This is a genomic window from Nostoc sp. (assembly GCF_036917195.1).
GTDB lineage: Bacteria > Cyanobacteriota > Cyanobacteriia > Cyanobacteriales > Nostocaceae > Nostoc.
This window is the reverse complement of sequence record NZ_JBALDG010000076.1, coordinates 1-18588: the sequence shown is the minus strand read 5'-3', so window position 1 is coordinate 18588 and position 18588 is coordinate 1. Positions and strand designations below refer to the sequence as shown.

The window sequence follows — 18588 nt, the reverse complement described above, 5'->3', positions numbered from 1 at the left end:
GCTCTTAGTGCTCCTGCTATCAACGGTTAAATAGTAAAGATTAGCTAAATCAAAAAGCGCTCTCCCAATTTGGGAGGGCGCTTTTTAGTGTCAACAATAATAGCGCTTAATTCTGGCAGCGTATTCTTAGTTGAGCGTGCGGTAGTGTAAAAACAACTCACTTCCAACTTGACGAGTTTCGACAAGTTGCAGATGAGGAGCAGTATTGGGAAGAAAACCTTCTCCCTCTACTGGGGTAGGGGCGTCCTTTCCTCCATAAATGACGGGCCAAATTGTTAACCACCAATCGTCAATTCGCCCAGCCTTTACTAGAGAAGCTGTTAAAGAGCCGCCTCCCAAAGCAACGACCTTGTGAATACCCCGCTTTGCCATCAAGCTGTAGGCTCGATCCCAGTCCAGGTCTGTATCTCCCAAATCAATTAATTCAGCCAGTTTTTGCAAGGTTGTTGTATCAGAACTGCGTTCCAAACCAGTCCCTGTCGTAAATATCCATCGCTCAATATCCTCGCTCAAAAAAGCGAAGTCCAGCGATAGGTCAAGGGAACCTGAGACAACGCAGATAATGGGCTGAGGAGACTGACCCCGAACCTCACGTGCTGCCAACAATTCGGGATTGCGAATTGTAAAAGTTACCTCTTCTTCAGCCCGAATCGTCCCTGCTCCTACCAGAATAAGATCAGCAAGGGAAACTTGATACTGTACGTGTGCTTGATCTGCGGCATCGGAATCACGGGGTGCTTTAGGATCTACGGCGCTAATCTTTCCATCGACGGTCATGGCAAGAACCACAGTTGTTTGGATAGCTGACATGATTACGTTCTGACAATTCTTTATAATTTTACCTTTTTGAATTCTTTGCCATGAATAGTTGTTGCATTGTGCTTTAAATCACTTTTCAAGCTATGGCTCAAGGTGGTAAAAGAATTCTCGTTGGATGATTAGCAAGAGTCAATCTCTTTACACCTAAGAGACTGTCATGCTCAAACGCATATCTGCAATTGTAGTTGTCTTAATTTTAATTTTGGGGTTTGCATCCAATACGCTTGGGTTAAAAGCAGGATTTATCCAAAAATTAAGAAAAACGAACCACAAAGGGCGCATAGACACGTTCGCGGAGCGTCTTGTAAAGCCTGCGGCATAGCAACTCTTAGAGACGCTCTGGCGTTCGCTTAGGGCGGAGCCTCTCCAAGAGTTGAGAAGTGGCTGACCGCAGGATAGGACACATAGACGCAGCAGCGGCTTCCCGCAGGGTAGGAATAAGAGTTTCAGAGAGTTTTTCCGTAAGTCCTGAAAGCTTTTTGGCGCTAACCCAAGCGTATTGGGTTTGCATCTCTAGTTAAGGCTGGTACTCCCGGTTCAACTTGGGTGGAGAATGAAATTTACCAATGCAACTATCCCTTTGCTTCTCAATTGGCTCAAGAACTGGCAACGAAAATGCAAAAAATGACAGCTACACCCTTCGCTTTTTGCAATTAGTTAATCTCCTTTCGCAATAATTCTGGAATCTTAGAAGGACGTTCAGCTACTGGAACTTGGGCTTCTTTTAAAGCAGCTAATTTACTTTGGGCTGTGCCAAAATTAGGATCGCGTCCGATAACCGTTGCTAAAGTCCCAGTTTGACGCCAACTCTTTCCTGGTGGCGCTTGTCTACCTGCAATGTAGGCAATTACTGGTTTATCAATTGCCTCAGCAATATATCGGGCTGCTGCTTCTTCACTACCACCACCAGGTTGACCGACTAAAACTATCGCCTGTGTAGTTTCATCCTCATCAAGAATTTGCAGCCATTGGAGAAAGGAAGAACCGACGATCGCATCACTACCAATACTGACACTAATCGACTGCCCCAAACCGGCTTTTGTTAATTCGTAAGCAACTTCGTAGGTGAGGGTGCTGCTACGACTAACGATCCCCACTGTTCCAGGAGTATAAAACTCGCTAGGTTGAGTACCCAAAAGAATTTTTCCCGGCACAATGATCCCAGGACTGTTGGGCCCGATTACCAAAGTTTCACATGCCTCGGCTTTGCGGAGTAATTGCACCATATCCAAAGGCGGCACGCCAGCGGTAATAATAATGATCTGGCCAATATGAGATGCGATCGCCTCTAATGCCGCATCTAGCACGTCGTAAGGATCTACACAGATAATTGTCGTGTCAATTGCCCCAAATTGTTCTATTACCTCCTCTACTAAATCAAATACTGGTAGTCCATGCAGTTCCTGTCCGCCACATCCCGGATTGACACCTGCTACCAAATTCGTACCATAAGCTTGCATTTGAGCAACATGAGTGCCTGATATAAATTCACAAAAGCCTTGAATTAACACTTTGCTGTCTGGCGTTAGGTTCATAATCTTTCTCCGAGAAACCCAATCCCCTTGTGGGTTGGGAGGGAGCGGTAAAAATTAATAATTTCTGATTTTTGAATTGTCACAAAATGACACTCACTATTTCTTATGAGCCGTTGGTTTAGCAAGACGAACTGCTGCCGCCACTGCCTCATCTAAATTTTCTACCACAAGGAGCGCGTCGGTGTGGGTTTTTAGTGTTGCTAAATATTGTCTAGCATCATTAAATTCAGAACCAGCAAGACGGACAACTAAGGGTGAAAAATTCCGCTCTCGCCGACTTTTACTACCATTAGAATGTACAACCTGTGATTGAAGTTCGCTGTTGTCTTGCTGCACAACTCTGGCTATAACTTCAGCCACTTCCTCAGTTAGAGGAATGCTACCCAGAAAGTTAATTAGTATTACTTGAATGCTTTTGTCAGCCTCCAGGATTTTCAGACCTATCTCTAGGCGATCACGGAAGGTAGTTGGTGTCGTATCTGTCAGGAAAGCATGACGTAGATTTAAACAAACACCTGGATTACCACCAGCATTAGCGACTAAATCCAAAGTTGCCATCACTGAACCAGTACCATTACCTAAAATACCGATTTTTCCATGCATTTTCACACCATCCCAGTCACCCAAAATACCATTGATTTCAGTACTGGTATGACGGCTGATAATTTTTGCCGCCATCTCGGCAAGATCGGGATGACGCTTGATCGCCCGTTCGTTGACCCTGACTTTACCATTAAGAGCCATAACTTGACTAGTAGCACTGACTGCCAAGGGATTAATTTCGACTAAATCCAGGTCTTTTTGCACAAATAACTGGTACATTTTCTCTACAACGCTGCTTACCGACTGCATCAGCGTCCCCTGCAAACCCATTTTCAAAGCCAATCGTCGGGCATAAAATGGTGAGAATTCTTGTTCCACGACAACATAGTGCATTCTTTCCCCAGCGGATTCCCAATCGATGTTTGCTTCTTTGGAACCTAAAAGTACCGGTCGGCAGACAGCAGTATCTAAAACCACCGCTAGATAAAATTCCTGGTTGGCGTCGTATTGGGATTCTGCCAGTACAACTTCTGGCAATTCGCCCCATATTGGTAGACTAAAGATATTTTGAGCAGCTGCGATCGCATCGATAGTCGTTTCGGCAAACCTGACTCCACCTGCTTTTGCCCGTTCCGCTCCATGTACCTGAGATTTCAGTACAATTGGAAAGCGAATTTTTAAACGTTTCAAATCTGTAGGATGGTCAATTCGTTGCGAAGGCAATACAGGAATGCCTATTTTCCCAAACCATTCTTTAACTTGATACTCTAATAAATCCATTGATACACCTTGTATTGACACTTCCCCAGCCTTTAGTTAGTGCTGTCTTAATATTTTGCAGCACCTTTATTGCAGAATTAAGCTTTTGGCAGCTATAAAAATTTATTTTTCACGGATCAATTTTATCGAATTCAGCAAATGAGGCACATTAATTTCGATAACCAACCTGTTTGTGCCGAGCCACAACACGAAATTAATCTCCTCAGTAAGTTTCCCAGCATAGAAGATAACTACCATTTCTGTCAAAACCCTCTGATATCACATCGTTTCCTTAACCTTTGGATAAATTTGTCACAACTGCTGTGCAACTAGAATTTTGCACAGCAGTAGCTCATGTAAATTTAATTGTCACGAAATAATGCAGTGAAAATACTCAAAAACTCTATTATTCCCATTTTTTATTTGTAATTTATATCTGAAGACAGATTATTTAATTTTGCATCTAGTGCTGTGAAAATGTAGCGACACGAACAATTACTGCTCTTTGAATTTTTGGTGAAAAGTCAAAATTTGTGTTAGAAAGTTGGTCGTTCAGATTTTCAGGCTGTGGTTGGTTAAACTGTGCATTTGCATTCAACAAACCTAAAAAGTTTATTTCATCTCCTTAAAGATAATCAAAACAATATAGAAGTTCAGCGGGAAAGCTCTATGAAAGTAGCAGTCCAGCAGGAAGATTTACAGCTTTTAGCCAAAACTTTGCAGGAACAATTACTTGTAGAAGTCTCAACGGCTGAAGTCTTCGAGGTTAAGTGTGCCGTCAATAAAGACGGGCTAATGATTTTAACGCAACATAAATCAGATGTAATAGTTGACGCTCAGATAATCTTTGCAGTCCTTGAGGAAGTACTTCAGTCTATAGCACCCAACAGAGAGCAGCGAGTGCAATGTTTCCTCAGAGTTTTTGGTGAACAACTTCCTTATGCCAAATGTTTTCTACCTCTGAAGCAGAGGGGGGGATGGGAAGATGAGAGAGATGGGGAACTAGGGGAACTAGGGGAAGCAGGGGGGCAGGGGGGCAGAGGAGCAGAGGGGCAATACTTTTCTGCCATTTCTTCATCATCTCTGACCTATTCTTCATCACTCGATGAGATTGAGGAAAAGAAACCGTTTGACCCGTTTGCAAATGCGCCGAATTTGCCGGTTTCAAAACCAGGATCTCAAATCAAACTTATCTTACTGGGTGCAGCTTTGGTAGGAATTGTAGTCTTAAGCGGTGGTGCTTACTTTTTAACTCGCCCTTGTGTAATGTCTGAGTGTAAAGAAATACAAAACGCCGAGCAATTAAAAACAAGATCCCCGCAACTGATGCGCCGCGCTAAGTCTGAAAAAGAATTAGTAGCTATGCAACAGCAGCTTACAACAGCCAATGTAGCCCTGAATGCAATTCCTAGTTGGTCGCCCCGTTTCCACGTGTCAGAAGAACTAAAAGCAAGTTTGTCTGGACAGTCAGAAAAAATCAACCAGGTGGTCAAGGCTTTACAGACTGGATCTTTGGCGACACAAAAAGTTCAAACTCCTGCAAATAGCCTAAAGGAATTACAAAGTAGACAACATTTATGGGGACAGGCTATAGCACCACTAGAAGCTATAAGTTCCGATAATGAACTCTATGGGCTAGTGCAAGGGAAATTATTTGATTATCGTCTCCGTTTGCAGGCTGTAAATCAGCAGATATTTACTGAGGAAAAATGGCTGAAAAAAATAACAGCAGCAAAAGCTGTAGCTAATGCAGCTAAGAATTGGGAAGCTACTGCTAAATCTTTGAATGACTGGCAAAAGGTTCAGTCTACTTGGCTGGTAGCCATTAATGCCTTGAATAGCATTCCCTTAACTAGCCCTGGATACCAAGAAGCCGAAAAGCTGTTGGTAGATTATAAACCTAAACTAGTAGCCGCACGCGATCGCGCTACTAAAGAACAATTAGCTGCTAGAACCTACCAACAAGCCATTAGCACCGCCAAGCAAGCTAAAGTTTATGAGCAACAAAACCAATGGCAAGCAGCGGCGACATACTGGGATCAGGCTTTGCAAACTGCTAAAAAAGTTTCCCAAGATAGCTTGTACTACACTCAGGCTCAATCTCTCATCGAACCCTATTCAATAGTCCTCAAACAAGCACAAGAAAAACTACAAGTTGTTAGTAGTTTGCAACAAAGCCGCACTGATTTGGATAAAACCTGTATTAATGGAATTCGGATTTGCACATTTAGCATAGACAACACAAGAATTATTGTTCGGTTAACGCCTGAGTATGACCAAATAAGGCAAAATAATTTGGCTAATCCTTATTCTGAAAATTCTAATACTGCTGTTGATGTTACCAATCACTTGCAAATCTTACGGGAAGCGCTAGCTGTAATTGGTGACAATGCTAACCTATCCCTTTTCCTCTATGATTCTCAAGGTCAAGTAATTTATACGCGGACGTTGGGCGGGTAAATATAAAAGTTAGGAGTTAGGAGTGAGGAGTTAGGAATATATGCGGTAATTTGTGATAAACAAGAGCGCTGACTTCGTAAAAGTTGTTGGGGATCTGTTGCTATACCCCAGTGGCTACTGCGTAGGCGTTGGCGTAGCCCTAATTTTATCACGATAATACATGATACCAAGTTGTGATAGATAGTATTATTTGCTTGAAAGCTAGTCTAGCAGCGCTTAGATGCTAAACAATACTAACTTTGGCAACTTGGTATGATGTTATTATTTTTGTATTTTTAATTCACATTTCTGAAAAATATAATTCACCGCAGCAAATAATTTATCTAAATCTTGAATTACATATAAATTTTTATTCCGAGTAAACACATCACCAATCAACTTTCCAAATTGCCATATTTTCCCGTTAGAAACAATTCCAAAAACATCGCTGACAAAATCATCATTAATTCGCTGTACTGCGATTTCGGCTAAACACTGACCCCAACCTTCTTCAAATTTGTCTTGTTTAGCTTCAACCGTTAAAAAATAAGGTTTATCAAAAACAATCGTACCCAAAGGATTTCGCTGTGTCACTATATAATCTGGAACGCCTGATAAATCTTCATCGTAGGCTAATGTTTCATGACTCCAAAGTGTTAATTTACTTCGGTAAATTTTCCATACTTCTTTTAATACTGGATAGATGAGATTTTCACAGATAGCATCTTCAGAATTATCAATAACTCCATCTGTAAATAGTAAATCTAATTCTTCTTGGAAAGACTGTTTAACTGGAAATTCTACTTCTAATATAAAATTAGACTGTACATACTTGATTTGAAATTTTTTAATTACTGCGCTAATACTTTTATAATTACTAAATGCCATTTTAATTTACCTTACCTTGAAAACTTTATCATCGTCTAAATACAGATGATGTGCCAAAAATATTTTCATTACTCCCATTATTAAGCTATCATCCTGATTTCAGGACTATCAATTGTGATCGCCCTTGGCGAATGATTTGATCGCAATGACGGCTCAGATTCGGGTACTCTCAAAATCGCGCTTATTGCGTTTGCGGGGAAGGCTTTCTGAGGAAGCGATCGCTCAACTGAACCGAGCGCTATTGAGTGCTCTTGCTCTGCCAAGGCAAGATGATAAAATCCTCTTGGATGTAGATTAATTCCCTCACCTTATTAACTGCGCGGCGGAATTGAAAAATTGACGACACAACCCCTTCGTGACTAAAACTGTTGTCAACAAGTTAGCGAAAGCAACCATGAACATAATCAAAATTTCGTAAGATACTGCGTCCAGAGGTTTTACACCAGCTAATAACTGTCCGGTGGTAATTCCTGGTATTGCCACCATACCTATGAGGATCATTTGATTGAGAGTGGGAATCAATCCGGCTCTAATGGCGTCTTTGCGGTACTGGCTAACTGCTTGCTCTGGAGTTGCGCCTAAGCTCAAATGGGTTTCTATTTCGAGATGGCTGGAATTAATAGTGCTGACAAGGCGATCGCCTGCGATCGCAGCTGCATTAGTAGCATTACCTAAGACTATCCCTACTAGGGGAATTATATACTGTGGTTCATACCATCTTTCTGGTTGAATGATCAAGAAGTTGGTGTAAAGCACTGTCAGGGCGGTACTAATTAAAATTGCACCCCACACCAAAGGCAACACATAAGGAATTTTTTGGCTGATGCGATTTCGTGCGACAATCGCCGTAATTGTCAGCATTATTGCTAATAGCGCCAAAACTGCCCAAGCATTGTCTAAAGCCAAGATGAAATCTAAAATGTATCCCAATACAAGTAGTTGTAAGATGGTTCTCCCAGTAGCAAGGGCTAAGTTAAACTCTAATCCTAATTTTTCCCACGCAGATAAACCAATGGCGATCGCCATCAATCCCACAGCAATAGCTAAATCCACGAAATCCAGCTTGATCAGATCCTGCATGGGTTCTCTATCTCCTGGTATTTTGTTATCAAAGCAGTCCACATGCCTGGAACTTTGATCCGATGTGTTGGATCTTGGTTGATATATATCACTTTCATCAATTCAAAATTCAAAATGGTACGACTAAAACATGGCAAACACTTAGCATATCTACTATCTGTAAATTAAATGTGCGGTAGTTTACCGCCCCACAATTTAAGTAAAAACCCTAATAGATGCGTATCTTGGGCAATAGTCTTTTAATAGCTCCTTTTTGATTAATAATTCAATCAGCAAAAATTGACTGTCGAAGTGCATCCTTTGTATCTCCCGATAAAATGAGAACTCATGATCCAAAGTGTAAATCCCATCCCTGCCTTTGATATTAAGCAGCAATACACCACCATCGAAGCAGAAGTAAGTGCAGCTGTATTAGAGGTTCTGGCTTCTGGCCGCTATATTGGCGGCCCCTTAGTCGAAGGCTTTGAGCAACAGTTTGCTGCTTATAATACTGTTACTGAATGTGTAGCTTGTAATTCTGGTACTGATGCGCTCTACTTAGCATTACGAGTCTTGGAAATTGGTGCAGGCGATGAAGTGATTACAACGCCTTTCACCTTTATTGCGACATCTGAAGTGATTAGCGCTGTGGGTGCAAAGCCTGTTTTCGTTGATGTTGACGCTACTACGTTTAATTTGGATGTAGAACAAGTAGCGGCGGCGATTACACCCAAAACCAAAGCAATTATCCCGGTTCACCTATTTGGACAACCTGTGGATATGACATTATTAATGGCGATCGCTCAGTCTCACAATTTGTCAATAATTGAAGATTGCGCTCAGTCTACAGGGGCGATTTGGGCTGATCAAAAAGTAGGAAGCATTGGACATATTGGTTGCTTTAGTTTCTACCCTACCAAAAATCTTGGTGGTTGCGGCGATGGCGGGGCAATAACGACTAATGATCCAGTGATCGCTACTAAACTGCGAATACTACGGGATCATGGTAGTAAAATTCGATATTTACACGAGGAAATAGGTGTAAATAGCCGTTTGGATGCTCTCCAAGCCGCTATTTTGCAAATTAAGCTGCGTTATTTAGATATTTGGAATGATCGCCGCCGAGATATCGCCAATTATTACTATCAGTTTCTTAGTCAAGTTCCGGGGATCGTCCCGCCTCAAGAATTACCTGGGGGTATTGGGGTATGGAATCAATACACTGTTCGCATATCAGGTGAAGGGCGAAATGGTTCTAGCGCTAAATATCGAGATTGGGTGCGTAGTCAATTGCAAGAGCAGGGCGTGAGTTCAATGATTTACTATCCCCACCCTTTACATTTGCAGCCAGTTTATCAAAGTCTAGACTATCAAATTGGGGACTTACCAATAGCAGAGCAAGCTTGTCATGAAGTCATATCCTTGCCTATGTTCCCAGAACTGACACAACAGCAGCAAGACCAGGTAATTTATGCGTTGAAAGAAGTTATGAGTTAGGAGTAGAGACGCGATTAATCGCGTCTGTACAGGAGTTTGGAGTTTTGAATGAATAAACTTCTAACTCATTTCATTACTGCATTTGCAGTCGCTAAGGCTTCGACTAAGCCACGCACAGCGGCAATCATGGCTACTTCGCTATTGAGTTGGTTGATAGCGGAACCAACACCAACACCAGCAGCACCAGCAGCGATCGCTAATGGTGCGGTAACGTTAGAAATGCCTGAAGCACACAATACTGGCACTGACACCACACGGGAAATCTCAAAAGCTGCTGCTAAGGTGGGAGCAGCTTTTTCAATTAATCCTAGAGTTCCAGGGTGAACAGGGTTACTGCTAGTACCGCCTTCGGTTTGGATAATGTCCGCTCCAGCTTTCACCAGTTCTTCTGCTAACTGTACCTGTTGATCTAGTTCCAAAATGTGGGGAACGGTGACAGATAAAGTGATTTCCGGGAAAAGAGCGCGGGTTTGCTTAGTCAGCGCTAGCACTTCTGCAGCCTCAAAGCGGCGTCCTTGAGCATAGAAGGAATCGAAATTCCCGATTTCAATTAAATCAGCACCAGCTGCCACAGCTTGCACAAATTTCTCTGGTTCTACTGCTGAAACACAAATTGGTAATTTTGTCAAATTCTTAGCTAGCTGCACCAAAGCTGGATCGGCAGCGATATCGACAAAAGTAGCACCACCAAATTCAGCAGCTTTAACGGTAGCAGCAACGCTAGCGGCGTCGAAGTTATTCAAGCCGCTAATCACTTTTAGAACACGGCGGTTAGTAAATGCACGTTGGAGTGTGGAATGCATCGTCATAGTTTGGCTTTTGAAGCTACGAAAATTAGGTATATTCTACCGTCCCTTAGTTGATCCGGGACTAAATCACTACGGCAGTTGCCAAATATTGATAGTTTTATCTTTTTTCTCGGATTAGCGATCGCTATATTGTAAAATTTGTTACTGGGCACCTTAATTTACCATCCCTCTATAGGGTATTGAGTAACCGTCCTTTGCAATAAAATATAATCATCTCATTGCCCCATCACTTTTGCTTATATTCACTGACCCCGATATAATAATATGCCAGAACAAAACGATGTTGATGATATTAGAAATAAGCTTGGAATTGTATCTGTTAGGGATTTCCTTGCCCAAGGAGAAGCCAATCACAAAGAACGTCTTCAAAATGGACTTACTATTAACAACTTGAAGGTTTTCTTTCAAAAAAGTAATCTAACTATCCAGTTCAGAGGAACTAAGTTAGTTTCCTATGAAGTTGATTTGGAGAGATGTTGCAATAGTGATGAATTATTAGATTGGGTATTTTAGTTGAAAGGTAAAAGCTGGGAACTGGGTTTGATATACGGCTTTCTTGAAATTCTGAATGATGCTTGTAAGGATGTTTTTGGATTTCCGGCACAAACATTATATCAACCTGGCAATAATCTAGATTGGAGAAATGGAACCTGGCATAAAAGCAGTTGAGAAGATGATAAAGGAGTATGATGAGTGAAAAACGTTTTAAAAAATGTAAATAGTGTAAAACTGCCTTTAGTTCTACGTTATAGACATTGTAAACGACATAAATACACTATCCTAATCAAACTCTAGAGGCCACAAATCTGCGATTGGTACTTCCCATCCTGGGAGCAGATCGGGAACTGTTAAAATATCGCCATCACGAAGTATTATTACCTTTTGTCCAAAGTTGTAAACTTCAACAATTCGCTCATCTGGATTGAGCAAAATTCCTACCTTAGTTCCCAAACTTAGAAATTCTTGAATCTTGGCTCTCAGATCCTCTAAATTATCACTAGGGGACTTCACCTCTACAGTCAAATCGGGAGCCAATTGAGCAAAAGACTTCGGACTGCGACGCAAGCGTTCGGCTAAAACAAATGAGGCATCCGGTGCGCGTAAATCTGAATTTGGCAATCTGAAACCAGCGCTAGAAGCTGCTGTTCGTCCCAGTTTGCGCGGTCTAACCCAGTTACGTAACTGGGCTACCATTTCAGCGGCAACTTCATCTGATTCGTATCCTGATGGACTCATGACAATAATATTACCCTTAACTAGTTCCATGCGATAGTCAGGATGCTGTTGCTGCATTTTTTCCAAGTCTTCAAGCGTTAGGGACATAAAACCTCTAATTATCACACGCCCTATATTTATATTATGGAGACAACAGACCTCTCCAGGAGTGATCGCCCCATGAATTTCCCAGTCATCGCCAAACCTGTCACTCTAAAGACTTCTTATGTTCTGCTGTATGCTGAAAAAGCAGGAATAAGCAGTAAAATCAAAGATTATTGCTTATTTTTCAAAACACTCCATTGCTGTTTCAACTTTCTCAACTTGCCTGGATGCTTGCATTTCGTTAAAAAGTGCGATCGCTTGCACAAAACTTTCCCTACTCTGCTCAATTTCACCCATTTTTTTATGAGTCAATGCCAACTGATAATAAGCTTCAGCTAAGTCTGATTTAGCACCTATTTTATCAAGAATTTCTATTGCTTCTGAATGATTAAAAATTGCTCTATAAAATTCTCCTTGTTGTCGAAAAAGTTCAGCCAGACAACTGATAGCTTTAGCTTTTATCTGGGTAAAGTTGTTTTGTTCAGAATTAGATATAGCTCGTTGGCACAACTCAAAGGATTTTTTTAAATTACCTAAATTTTTATAAGTTAAGCAGAGAGTTACTAAACTATGCCCTATTCCCCATAAAGTCACTCTAGTTGATGATGACATGGCATAAAAGGCATTTTCAGCAAGATTCAAGGCATCTTCTCTGCTACCAGAGCCTGATTTTATCAAAGCTAAACAGCATTGAGCATATGCCATGTAATCATCAAGGTTGCTATTTTGTTCAGCAAGGCTACAAACAGAATTAAAACAATCTTCGGCTGCTTCTATTTCCCATAATTCAAGTTTGCAAAGCCCTGTATTGAATAAAATAGATATTTTTGTTTTGACATCTAATTCGCCTAATACTTTTCCTGATTTCTCATAGCATTCTATAGCTTCTCTAATACACCCGATAATTCGATATGTATACCCAAGTATATTGTAAAGTTTAATTAATCTTTCTGGCGATTTTATATCGTCTATTATCCGTTTAATGACAGAGAAATTTTTCTGGAGCAGTCCCAGTTGGTAAAACGAGCAACCCAAAGGCAACCCTATACTCCACTGTTCACCTCTTCCTTGTAAAATTACATCACCAGCTTGCTCAAAATCACTAATTTCTACATAGTGATAATAAGCCTCTAAAGCGGTTAAAGCATCTGTGATATTTTTGACGGCTGCAACTCGTTGCGTCCAAAATTCTGCGGCTTTTCGGTTTACTAATTCCCATTCTTCACTGATTAACCTTAACCGACTGATAGCTTCATCACGAATTACAGGATGCAGCCAGTATTGTCCTTTTTTCGCTTCTATTAAAGACAAATCTTGCAGAGCTTTAATTACACCTCTACGTTTTTGTTCTGGTACATCCCAAAGCAAACATAAAACTCCCTCAATACGTAATGAAGTGATATCTTGATAACGATAGCATCCTAAACGACACAGGAGACGATAGGCTTCTAAGTCATTTTCTTGGAGACGGGTAAATTGACTAGCGACTAAATCTTTTAACTCTCTTTCTATTAATAAATTTGTACAGTTTTCCTGCCAATAGGCATGTATATCACCAGAAAAATCTGTCAATATTGCTCCTCGGAGAATTTGCATTGCTTTGGCGTTACCTCCACAAGCTTTGCACATTTCACTGACAATAGTAGAATCACAATTGATGTGGCGACGGCTAAAAAACTGTCGCCACGCTTGATCATCTAAACCTTCCAGTGGGTAGAGATGAACCTCTACACTTGACTCGCGCAAACGCTCACGACTTGTTACTAAAGTAACTGAATGCACATCCTGATCTGCTAATAGTCTCAATAGTTCAACATAAGGGCGACGAGATTCGAGAATCTTGCCATTTTTATCGAGAGCAGTTTCTAGATTATCGATAAATACCCCAATTTTAGAAGTTTGTTCTCGGAGTTTGCGCCGTAGTCGTTCTAAGCTGATACCAAAGTCGCATCCCGGTTCTTCGTTAAAGTATCGCCGCAGCCATTCCTCAACCACACTCTCCACAGGAGTGAGGTTTTGGATTTCTGTGGCCATCCACAGTTCCAGTACAAAATTAAACTGTTGAGTTTTAAAATACTTACGTGCTAAGGTGGTTTTACCAACGCCGCCTTCACCCTGGATGAGAATAACTTTTGCTCCCCGATTCACAAGAGCGTGGAGATCGGCTATTTGGCGATCGCGCCCTACAAAGTTAGAATCTAAATCTTGAGGTTTAGCGTCATTGCCTGCTAAATTAGGAATCTGGGAGATTTGTTGCGACTGTTGGGTTGTTCTAAACCCCTGAACCACGCCTTGGAAGGTAGATTTTGAGACTTTCTTCCCTATAACTTTTGATAGTAAATGCCAAAGTTCTGCGCCAACTGCTTTTAAATGTGCTTCAGTGTAACCACGGCTATTGGCAATATCCTGGTAAGTCCGCTTTTCATCCTCCCACAAATGACGCAAGATAATCCTTTGAGTTTTATCTAAGTGTTCTCCCGTCTTGAGAAAAACCAAGTTATCTACAAACTCTAAGGCTTCTTCTGCACCCATTTGCTAGCTTGATGTATCATTTGTAATTCATTATAACCATATTTTTACTACTTCTTCCTACTCTTCATACTACAAAATACTTTTTCCTACTCGGTAGGGAACTCACTTTATCAGACTGCAAAGCATTCTAGGCTGTATTACTATTGTAATTAATACAGGCGAAGTTAAGTTAAGCGCCAAGAAAAGGTGGTTGAGGAGAGATTTAGAGAGCGCGACTACTGCAAGCTTAGTAAATCACAGATATTATTTGTTTCTTTCCCATATTAATGACTTATGAAAGTGGTGTCTACTAAACAGGCAGTAGCTATTAACTAATTAGATTCTGTAGAGCGTATTTACAAGTAAGTATGTAAGTCTTTACCCTACAGGAGGTTCAATAATGTTAGACAAAGATTGTCATCATGATTGCAATCAAAATCACTGCCCCTTTGCCCAAGATACACGTAATCCCAATAGATATGTTTGCCTCAAATGTGGTGTTGAGCGAGAAATAAATAAGTATCCTTCTGGTTTAGGCTCATTTTTGCTGCTGTTGTTGGGGTTGTTTATTTCGTTCCAACTATTAACTAACTATGAAAAGCAAAACGAGCCACAAAGGCAACAACAGTCTTTGAATAATTCACCCAATCAGGCAATTATTCATTTGTAAAACTAATTTCAGACTAGGCATTATTTTCCATATTCTCCTTTTTTAAATGGGAAATGGGAAATGGGAAATTAAAAAGAATATTCACTACTAAAAATTCAGCAACTTTCGTAAGTAAAATTATGCACACAAATCAGGATACGCTTCTATTTCGCTTTGCTTCTAAATCTTTGAAATATTTCTTGTTGGTGCTATTTGGGATTGCGATCGCCTACGTTTTATCCAGTGGTTTAGGTATCTTACAAATCATCCCCATACTGCTGTACCTTTTACAACAGTTTTTGCTTCCACTAGGAATTATCCTGTTGTGTTTAATTACAACAGCAATAATTCTTGAATCCCTGCGTTAAGAATCGAGGGAATAACTCCTAACTTATTCACTTTCCGTAGTAAACCCTGGCATTACCATATCCTATATTTCGCAGGTATTTATTCCATTCCTGAGCTTGGAATCGCTCAAGGAAAGGCCCTACTGCTACGTGTGGCCCCCGTGGTTGCGTCCTTTCGAGGACTGCGCCAGATCGTCCTAAATCTTGACTATATGGGCCTAGATTCTGCCTAATTTTTGCTGCGATCGCAGGTAACTCTTGTTGAGTAGTGGGAATGACGACATAATATCTAGAGGCTTGTCTGGGAGGATTTATATTATTGCGATCGCCTGCAAAGCCTCTATTACCTCCATCTATTTCCTGTCCGTTAGCGGTGCTGATCCGTACATTATAAATGCCTCGTGACTGTAGCTCTCTGACCCGTTGTTGGGCGTTAGATACTCTGTTAAAAACTCCTGACTGAATTACATTCCGTCCTTGATAGTAGCGAATGTAAGCACTGGGTTCAATCCGACGGATTGCTTGTAGCGTCTGGAAATCACTACTATCAACGTAAACTGAGTAACGCTCAAAGTTCTGGTTATATTGACTAAACTGTGCAGGTTGAGAGGGCTGAAAGTCCTGCTCAAATTGATTGTTTTGTAATGGTTGGGAGGGCTGAAAATTCTGCTCAAATTGATTGTTTTGTACTGGTTGGGAGGGCTGAAAGTTCTGCTCAAATTGATTGTCTTGTACTGGTTGTAACTGCGGTGATGGCTGTTGACCAAAGGGAATTGGCGGTGGTGGTAGTATTTCACCTGCTTCTTGAGCCAGTAGCATGTTGTTGTGGATTTGTGCCTGCGCTGGGGTAGAGTTGGGAATCAGCACTAACCATCCTCCCACTAACAAGGTGAGAAGTCTAATAGTGGGCTTCCAACCCTCAGAACTTCGGTGCAGCATCTGAAATGGGATAAATTGACTTGGCATTCCTCTCGACATAAGTAGTTAGAAAGTAGTCAAAATATTTCTAGGCAATTTCCATCAGGAACTAATTAGTTCACGTTGTAGCAACTATAGCGCTTCTGGTTTCTATACAATACACTCTGGCCTGACTTCCATTTCTTTCTCCTAAAAAGATAAAGGCTTTGAAAAACTGAAGTGCTTTGGTAGCAAGGCTTTGAAGAGTGTGTGCTACAATGGTACAACCACGCATATCGTGTCGTGTTTGTATGAAAAAAGTCGTCGTTGGTCTTTCTGGTGGCGTTGACAGTTCCACCGCCGCAGCTATCCTGCACCATCAGGGCTATGAAGTGATTGGTTTGACTCTTTGGCTAATGAAAGGCAAAGGTCAATGTTGCTCTGAAGGTATGATCGACGCGGCTGATATCTGTGAACAGTTGGGCGTTCCCCATCAGATTGTGGATATTCGGGATCTCTTTCAGACGCATATTGTCGATTACCTGGTGACTGGTTACAGTGCTGGGATCACGCCTTTGCCTTGCTCCCAGTGCAATAAAACGGTGAAGTTTGGGCCAATGGTGCAGTATGCTCGTGAACAATTGGGATGCGATCGCATCGCCACTGGTCATTATGCCCGAATTAGCTATGACGAAGCAACTGGACGTTACCAGTTATTAAGGGCTGTTGACCGCAATAAAGACCAGTCATACTTCCTCTATGATTTGTCTCAAGATTTACTAAAAGCAACTATATTTCCTCTGGGCGAACTAGAAAAAACTGACACCCGCCGCATCGCTACTGAATACGGATTGAAAACTGCTGATAAACCAGAAAGTCAAGACTTGTGTTTAGTGGAAAGTAACGGTTCCATGCGGGCATTTTTGGATAAATATTTAGCTCCCAAAACAGGCGATATTGTAGATGTTGCAGGCAAAGTTTTGGGACAGCATGATGGTGTCCATCATTACACCATTGGCCAGCGCAAAGGCTTGGGGATTGCTGCTGCCGAACCGTTGTATGTGATTGAATTAGATGCGGAAAATAATAAGGTAGTAGTAGGCGATCGCACTAAGGTAACTCAGCCAGAATGCACAGTAGGGCGGGTAAATTGGGTTTCTATTGCTGAACCATCCACCCCAATTCATGCCGAAGTGCAAATTCGCTATCGTTCAACGGCTACACCAGTGACGGTGATTCCGTTGGAAAACTCCCGTGTGCGTTTGGTGTTTGATGAACCCCAATTCAGCATCACCCCCGGACAAGCTGCGGTGTGGTACGACGGGGAAAAAGTGTTAGGTGGCGGAATTATTGAACAATTTAGTTGAACCCTAACCGTGTTTTAGTAAATGCTAAAATTTCCCCTTTTCATTGAAAGTGGCGGGAAACTCCATCCTTTTGTGGGTGGAGTTTTTTATCAAAAAAATCACGATTTTAAGAAAATAATCACGACTTTAAGAAAATAATCACGACTTTAAGGAAAAAATCACGATTTTAAGGAAAAAATCACGATTTTAAGAAAATAATCACGACTTTAAGGAAAAAATCACGATTTTAAGAAAATAATCACGATTTTAAGGAAAAAAATCACGCTCTGAAGTATAAAGTCAAGATTGGAAGCAAAAATTCCCGACTTTCAGCAAAAAATCACGATTTAAAGCAAAAAATCACGATTTTCGGAACAACAGCTTTTTAGGGAATTGTCAAACGCTCAACGGGTAACTCTAAAATCACCAGTTTTAATATTTATAGGACTTACGCAATTACAACGAAAAAACAAGGCTTTGCGATTGCTTCCCTACCCTGCGGGAACGCTAAGAGCGAACGGTCGCAATGACGAAATTACGTTATTGTTGTGTAAGTCCTGATTTAATTGGAGTAAAGCAACTGTTGACTTTTTAACAGTTGACAGGGTAATATATTCATAATGGAAAAGGTGCGCGCAGATATACCCCTTTCTCCAAAGATATTCCTTACTAATTTTTGACTCAGCGGCCTAGTAGTAGAAAAGCGATTAAGCCAACAAGAAAACAAAACGCGAATTTTACCCAACGCTGCTGGATAAATTGGATGAATCTCTCTTTTCTTCCCCCTGTTGGTGTGGGTGTAGAGTTTATTTCGGCTATGCGAGTTTGAGCGTATTCTTGGATTGGTGCATAGTTAATGGTGGTGGCGAGTTCAGCCGCATCAGTTAAGGAATTAATTGCAGCGTCTGAGTCTGTCATGTTTAACTGTGCATTGGCGATAAACAGCAGATTACGACTTTGGTTGTAGATACTGCCAATTTGGATGTAGAGGTTTTGTGCTTGCTGGAGATATTCTAGTGCTTGCTGGGGGTTTTCTTGCAACTTACCGAATTCTTGTAGGATGTTAGCTTCCCCCAAGCGATCGCCGATGTCGCGGTAAAATGACAATGCGGTATCGTAGCGTTGTAAAGCTTCCTCACGTCGGTCAAGGAACTGCAAAACATCGCCAAT

The 18588-nt window shown here is 41.3% G+C and carries 17 protein-coding genes; 7 read left to right on the top strand and 10 right to left on the bottom strand.

Annotated elements, in window-relative coordinates:
- Positions 1–126: 126 nt before the first annotated feature.
- The 3 genes from V7K40_RS26405 to V7K40_RS26395 form a co-directional block, all read right to left on the bottom strand.
- Positions 127–810, bottom strand: coding sequence for a RibD family protein (locus tag V7K40_RS26405; protein ID WP_334965015.1), 684 nt, complete (start codon positions 808–810; stop codon positions 127–129).
- A gap of 662 nt (positions 811–1472) precedes the next feature.
- Complete coding sequence (locus V7K40_RS26400) at positions 1473–2354, bottom strand: CoA-binding protein (protein ID WP_334965013.1); 882 nt, start codon at positions 2352–2354, stop codon at positions 1473–1475.
- A 96-nt stretch (positions 2355–2450) separates the two neighbouring features.
- Complete coding sequence (locus tag V7K40_RS26395; protein WP_334965011.1) at positions 2451–3677, bottom strand: succinate--CoA ligase subunit beta; 1227 nt, start codon at positions 3675–3677, stop codon at positions 2451–2453.
- 648 nt (positions 3678–4325) lie between these two features.
- On the opposite strand from V7K40_RS26395, the gene V7K40_RS26390 reads away from it, so the two are divergent.
- Entirely contained in the window at positions 4326–6116 is a 1791-nt protein-coding gene (locus tag V7K40_RS26390; protein ID WP_334965009.1) for a hypothetical protein, read from the top strand.
- A 261-nt stretch (positions 6117–6377) separates the two neighbouring features.
- On the opposite strand, the gene V7K40_RS26385 is transcribed toward V7K40_RS26390, so the two are convergent.
- The gene (locus tag V7K40_RS26385) at positions 6378–6983 is read right to left on the bottom strand and encodes a hypothetical protein (RefSeq protein WP_334965007.1); all 606 of its coding nucleotides are present in this window, start codon (positions 6981–6983) and stop codon (positions 6378–6380) included.
- Positions 6984–7107: 124 nt separating this feature from the next.
- On the opposite strand from V7K40_RS26385, the gene V7K40_RS26380 reads away from it, so the two are divergent.
- Positions 7108–7281, top strand: a complete 174-nt coding sequence (locus V7K40_RS26380; protein ID WP_334965005.1) for a type II toxin-antitoxin system PemK/MazF family toxin — start codon at positions 7108–7110, stop codon at positions 7279–7281.
- 5 nt (positions 7282–7286) lie between these two features.
- Here V7K40_RS26380 and fetB read toward each other — a convergent pair whose 3' ends face one another.
- The gene (gene fetB / locus V7K40_RS26375; RefSeq protein ID WP_334965003.1) at positions 7287–8063 is read right to left on the bottom strand and encodes an iron export ABC transporter permease subunit FetB; all 777 of its coding nucleotides are present in this window, start codon (positions 8061–8063) and stop codon (positions 7287–7289) included.
- Positions 8064–8390: 327 nt separating this feature from the next.
- Here fetB and V7K40_RS26370 point away from each other — a divergent pair, with 327 nt between their 5' ends.
- Positions 8391–9539: a DegT/DnrJ/EryC1/StrS family aminotransferase gene (locus tag V7K40_RS26370; RefSeq protein WP_334965001.1), complete on the top strand. Its 1149-nt coding sequence runs from the start codon at positions 8391–8393 to the stop codon at positions 9537–9539.
- A gap of 65 nt (positions 9540–9604) precedes the next feature.
- On the opposite strand, the gene V7K40_RS26365 is transcribed toward V7K40_RS26370, so the two are convergent.
- Positions 9605–10348, bottom strand: coding sequence for a DUF561 domain-containing protein (locus tag V7K40_RS26365; protein WP_334964999.1), 744 nt, complete (start codon positions 10346–10348; stop codon positions 9605–9607).
- Positions 10349–10612: 264 nt separating this feature from the next.
- Here V7K40_RS26365 and V7K40_RS26360 point away from each other — a divergent pair, with 264 nt between their 5' ends.
- Positions 10613–10861: a hypothetical protein gene (locus V7K40_RS26360; protein ID WP_334964997.1), complete on the top strand. Its 249-nt coding sequence runs from the start codon at positions 10613–10615 to the stop codon at positions 10859–10861.
- A 267-nt stretch (positions 10862–11128) separates the two neighbouring features.
- On the opposite strand, the gene V7K40_RS26355 is transcribed toward V7K40_RS26360, so the two are convergent.
- A complete protein-coding gene (locus tag V7K40_RS26355; protein ID WP_334964995.1) occupies positions 11129–11671 on the bottom strand; it encodes a Uma2 family endonuclease in 543 nt (180 codons plus the stop codon).
- Positions 11672–11845: 174 nt separating this feature from the next.
- Positions 11846–14200 carry a tetratricopeptide repeat protein gene (locus V7K40_RS26350; RefSeq protein ID WP_334964993.1) on the bottom strand — a complete coding sequence of 785 codons (2355 nt, stop codon included), beginning with the start codon at positions 14198–14200 and terminating at the stop codon, positions 11846–11848.
- A gap of 379 nt (positions 14201–14579) precedes the next feature.
- On the opposite strand from V7K40_RS26350, the gene V7K40_RS26345 reads away from it, so the two are divergent.
- Positions 14580–14849, top strand: a complete 270-nt coding sequence (locus V7K40_RS26345) for a hypothetical protein (protein WP_334964991.1) — start codon at positions 14580–14582, stop codon at positions 14847–14849.
- A gap of 119 nt (positions 14850–14968) precedes the next feature.
- Positions 14969–15196 (top strand): hypothetical protein, encoded by a 228-nt coding sequence (locus tag V7K40_RS26340; protein ID WP_334964989.1) that lies wholly within the window; start codon positions 14969–14971, stop codon positions 15194–15196.
- A 27-nt stretch (positions 15197–15223) separates the two neighbouring features.
- Here V7K40_RS26340 and V7K40_RS26335 read toward each other — a convergent pair whose 3' ends face one another.
- On the bottom strand, positions 15224–16141 hold the full coding sequence (locus V7K40_RS26335) for a hypothetical protein (protein WP_334964987.1): 918 nt from the start codon (positions 16139–16141) through the stop codon (positions 15224–15226).
- Between the two features lie 242 nt (positions 16142–16383).
- Between V7K40_RS26335 and mnmA the strand changes: the two genes are divergently transcribed.
- Positions 16384–17439, top strand: a complete 1056-nt coding sequence (gene mnmA, locus V7K40_RS26330) for a tRNA 2-thiouridine(34) synthase MnmA (protein ID WP_334964986.1) — start codon at positions 16384–16386, stop codon at positions 17437–17439.
- Between the two features lie 660 nt (positions 17440–18099).
- On the opposite strand, the gene V7K40_RS26325 is transcribed toward mnmA, so the two are convergent.
- A partial coding sequence (locus tag V7K40_RS26325) for a tetratricopeptide repeat protein (protein ID WP_334964984.1) occupies positions 18100–18588 on the bottom strand: 489 nt, incomplete at its 5' end.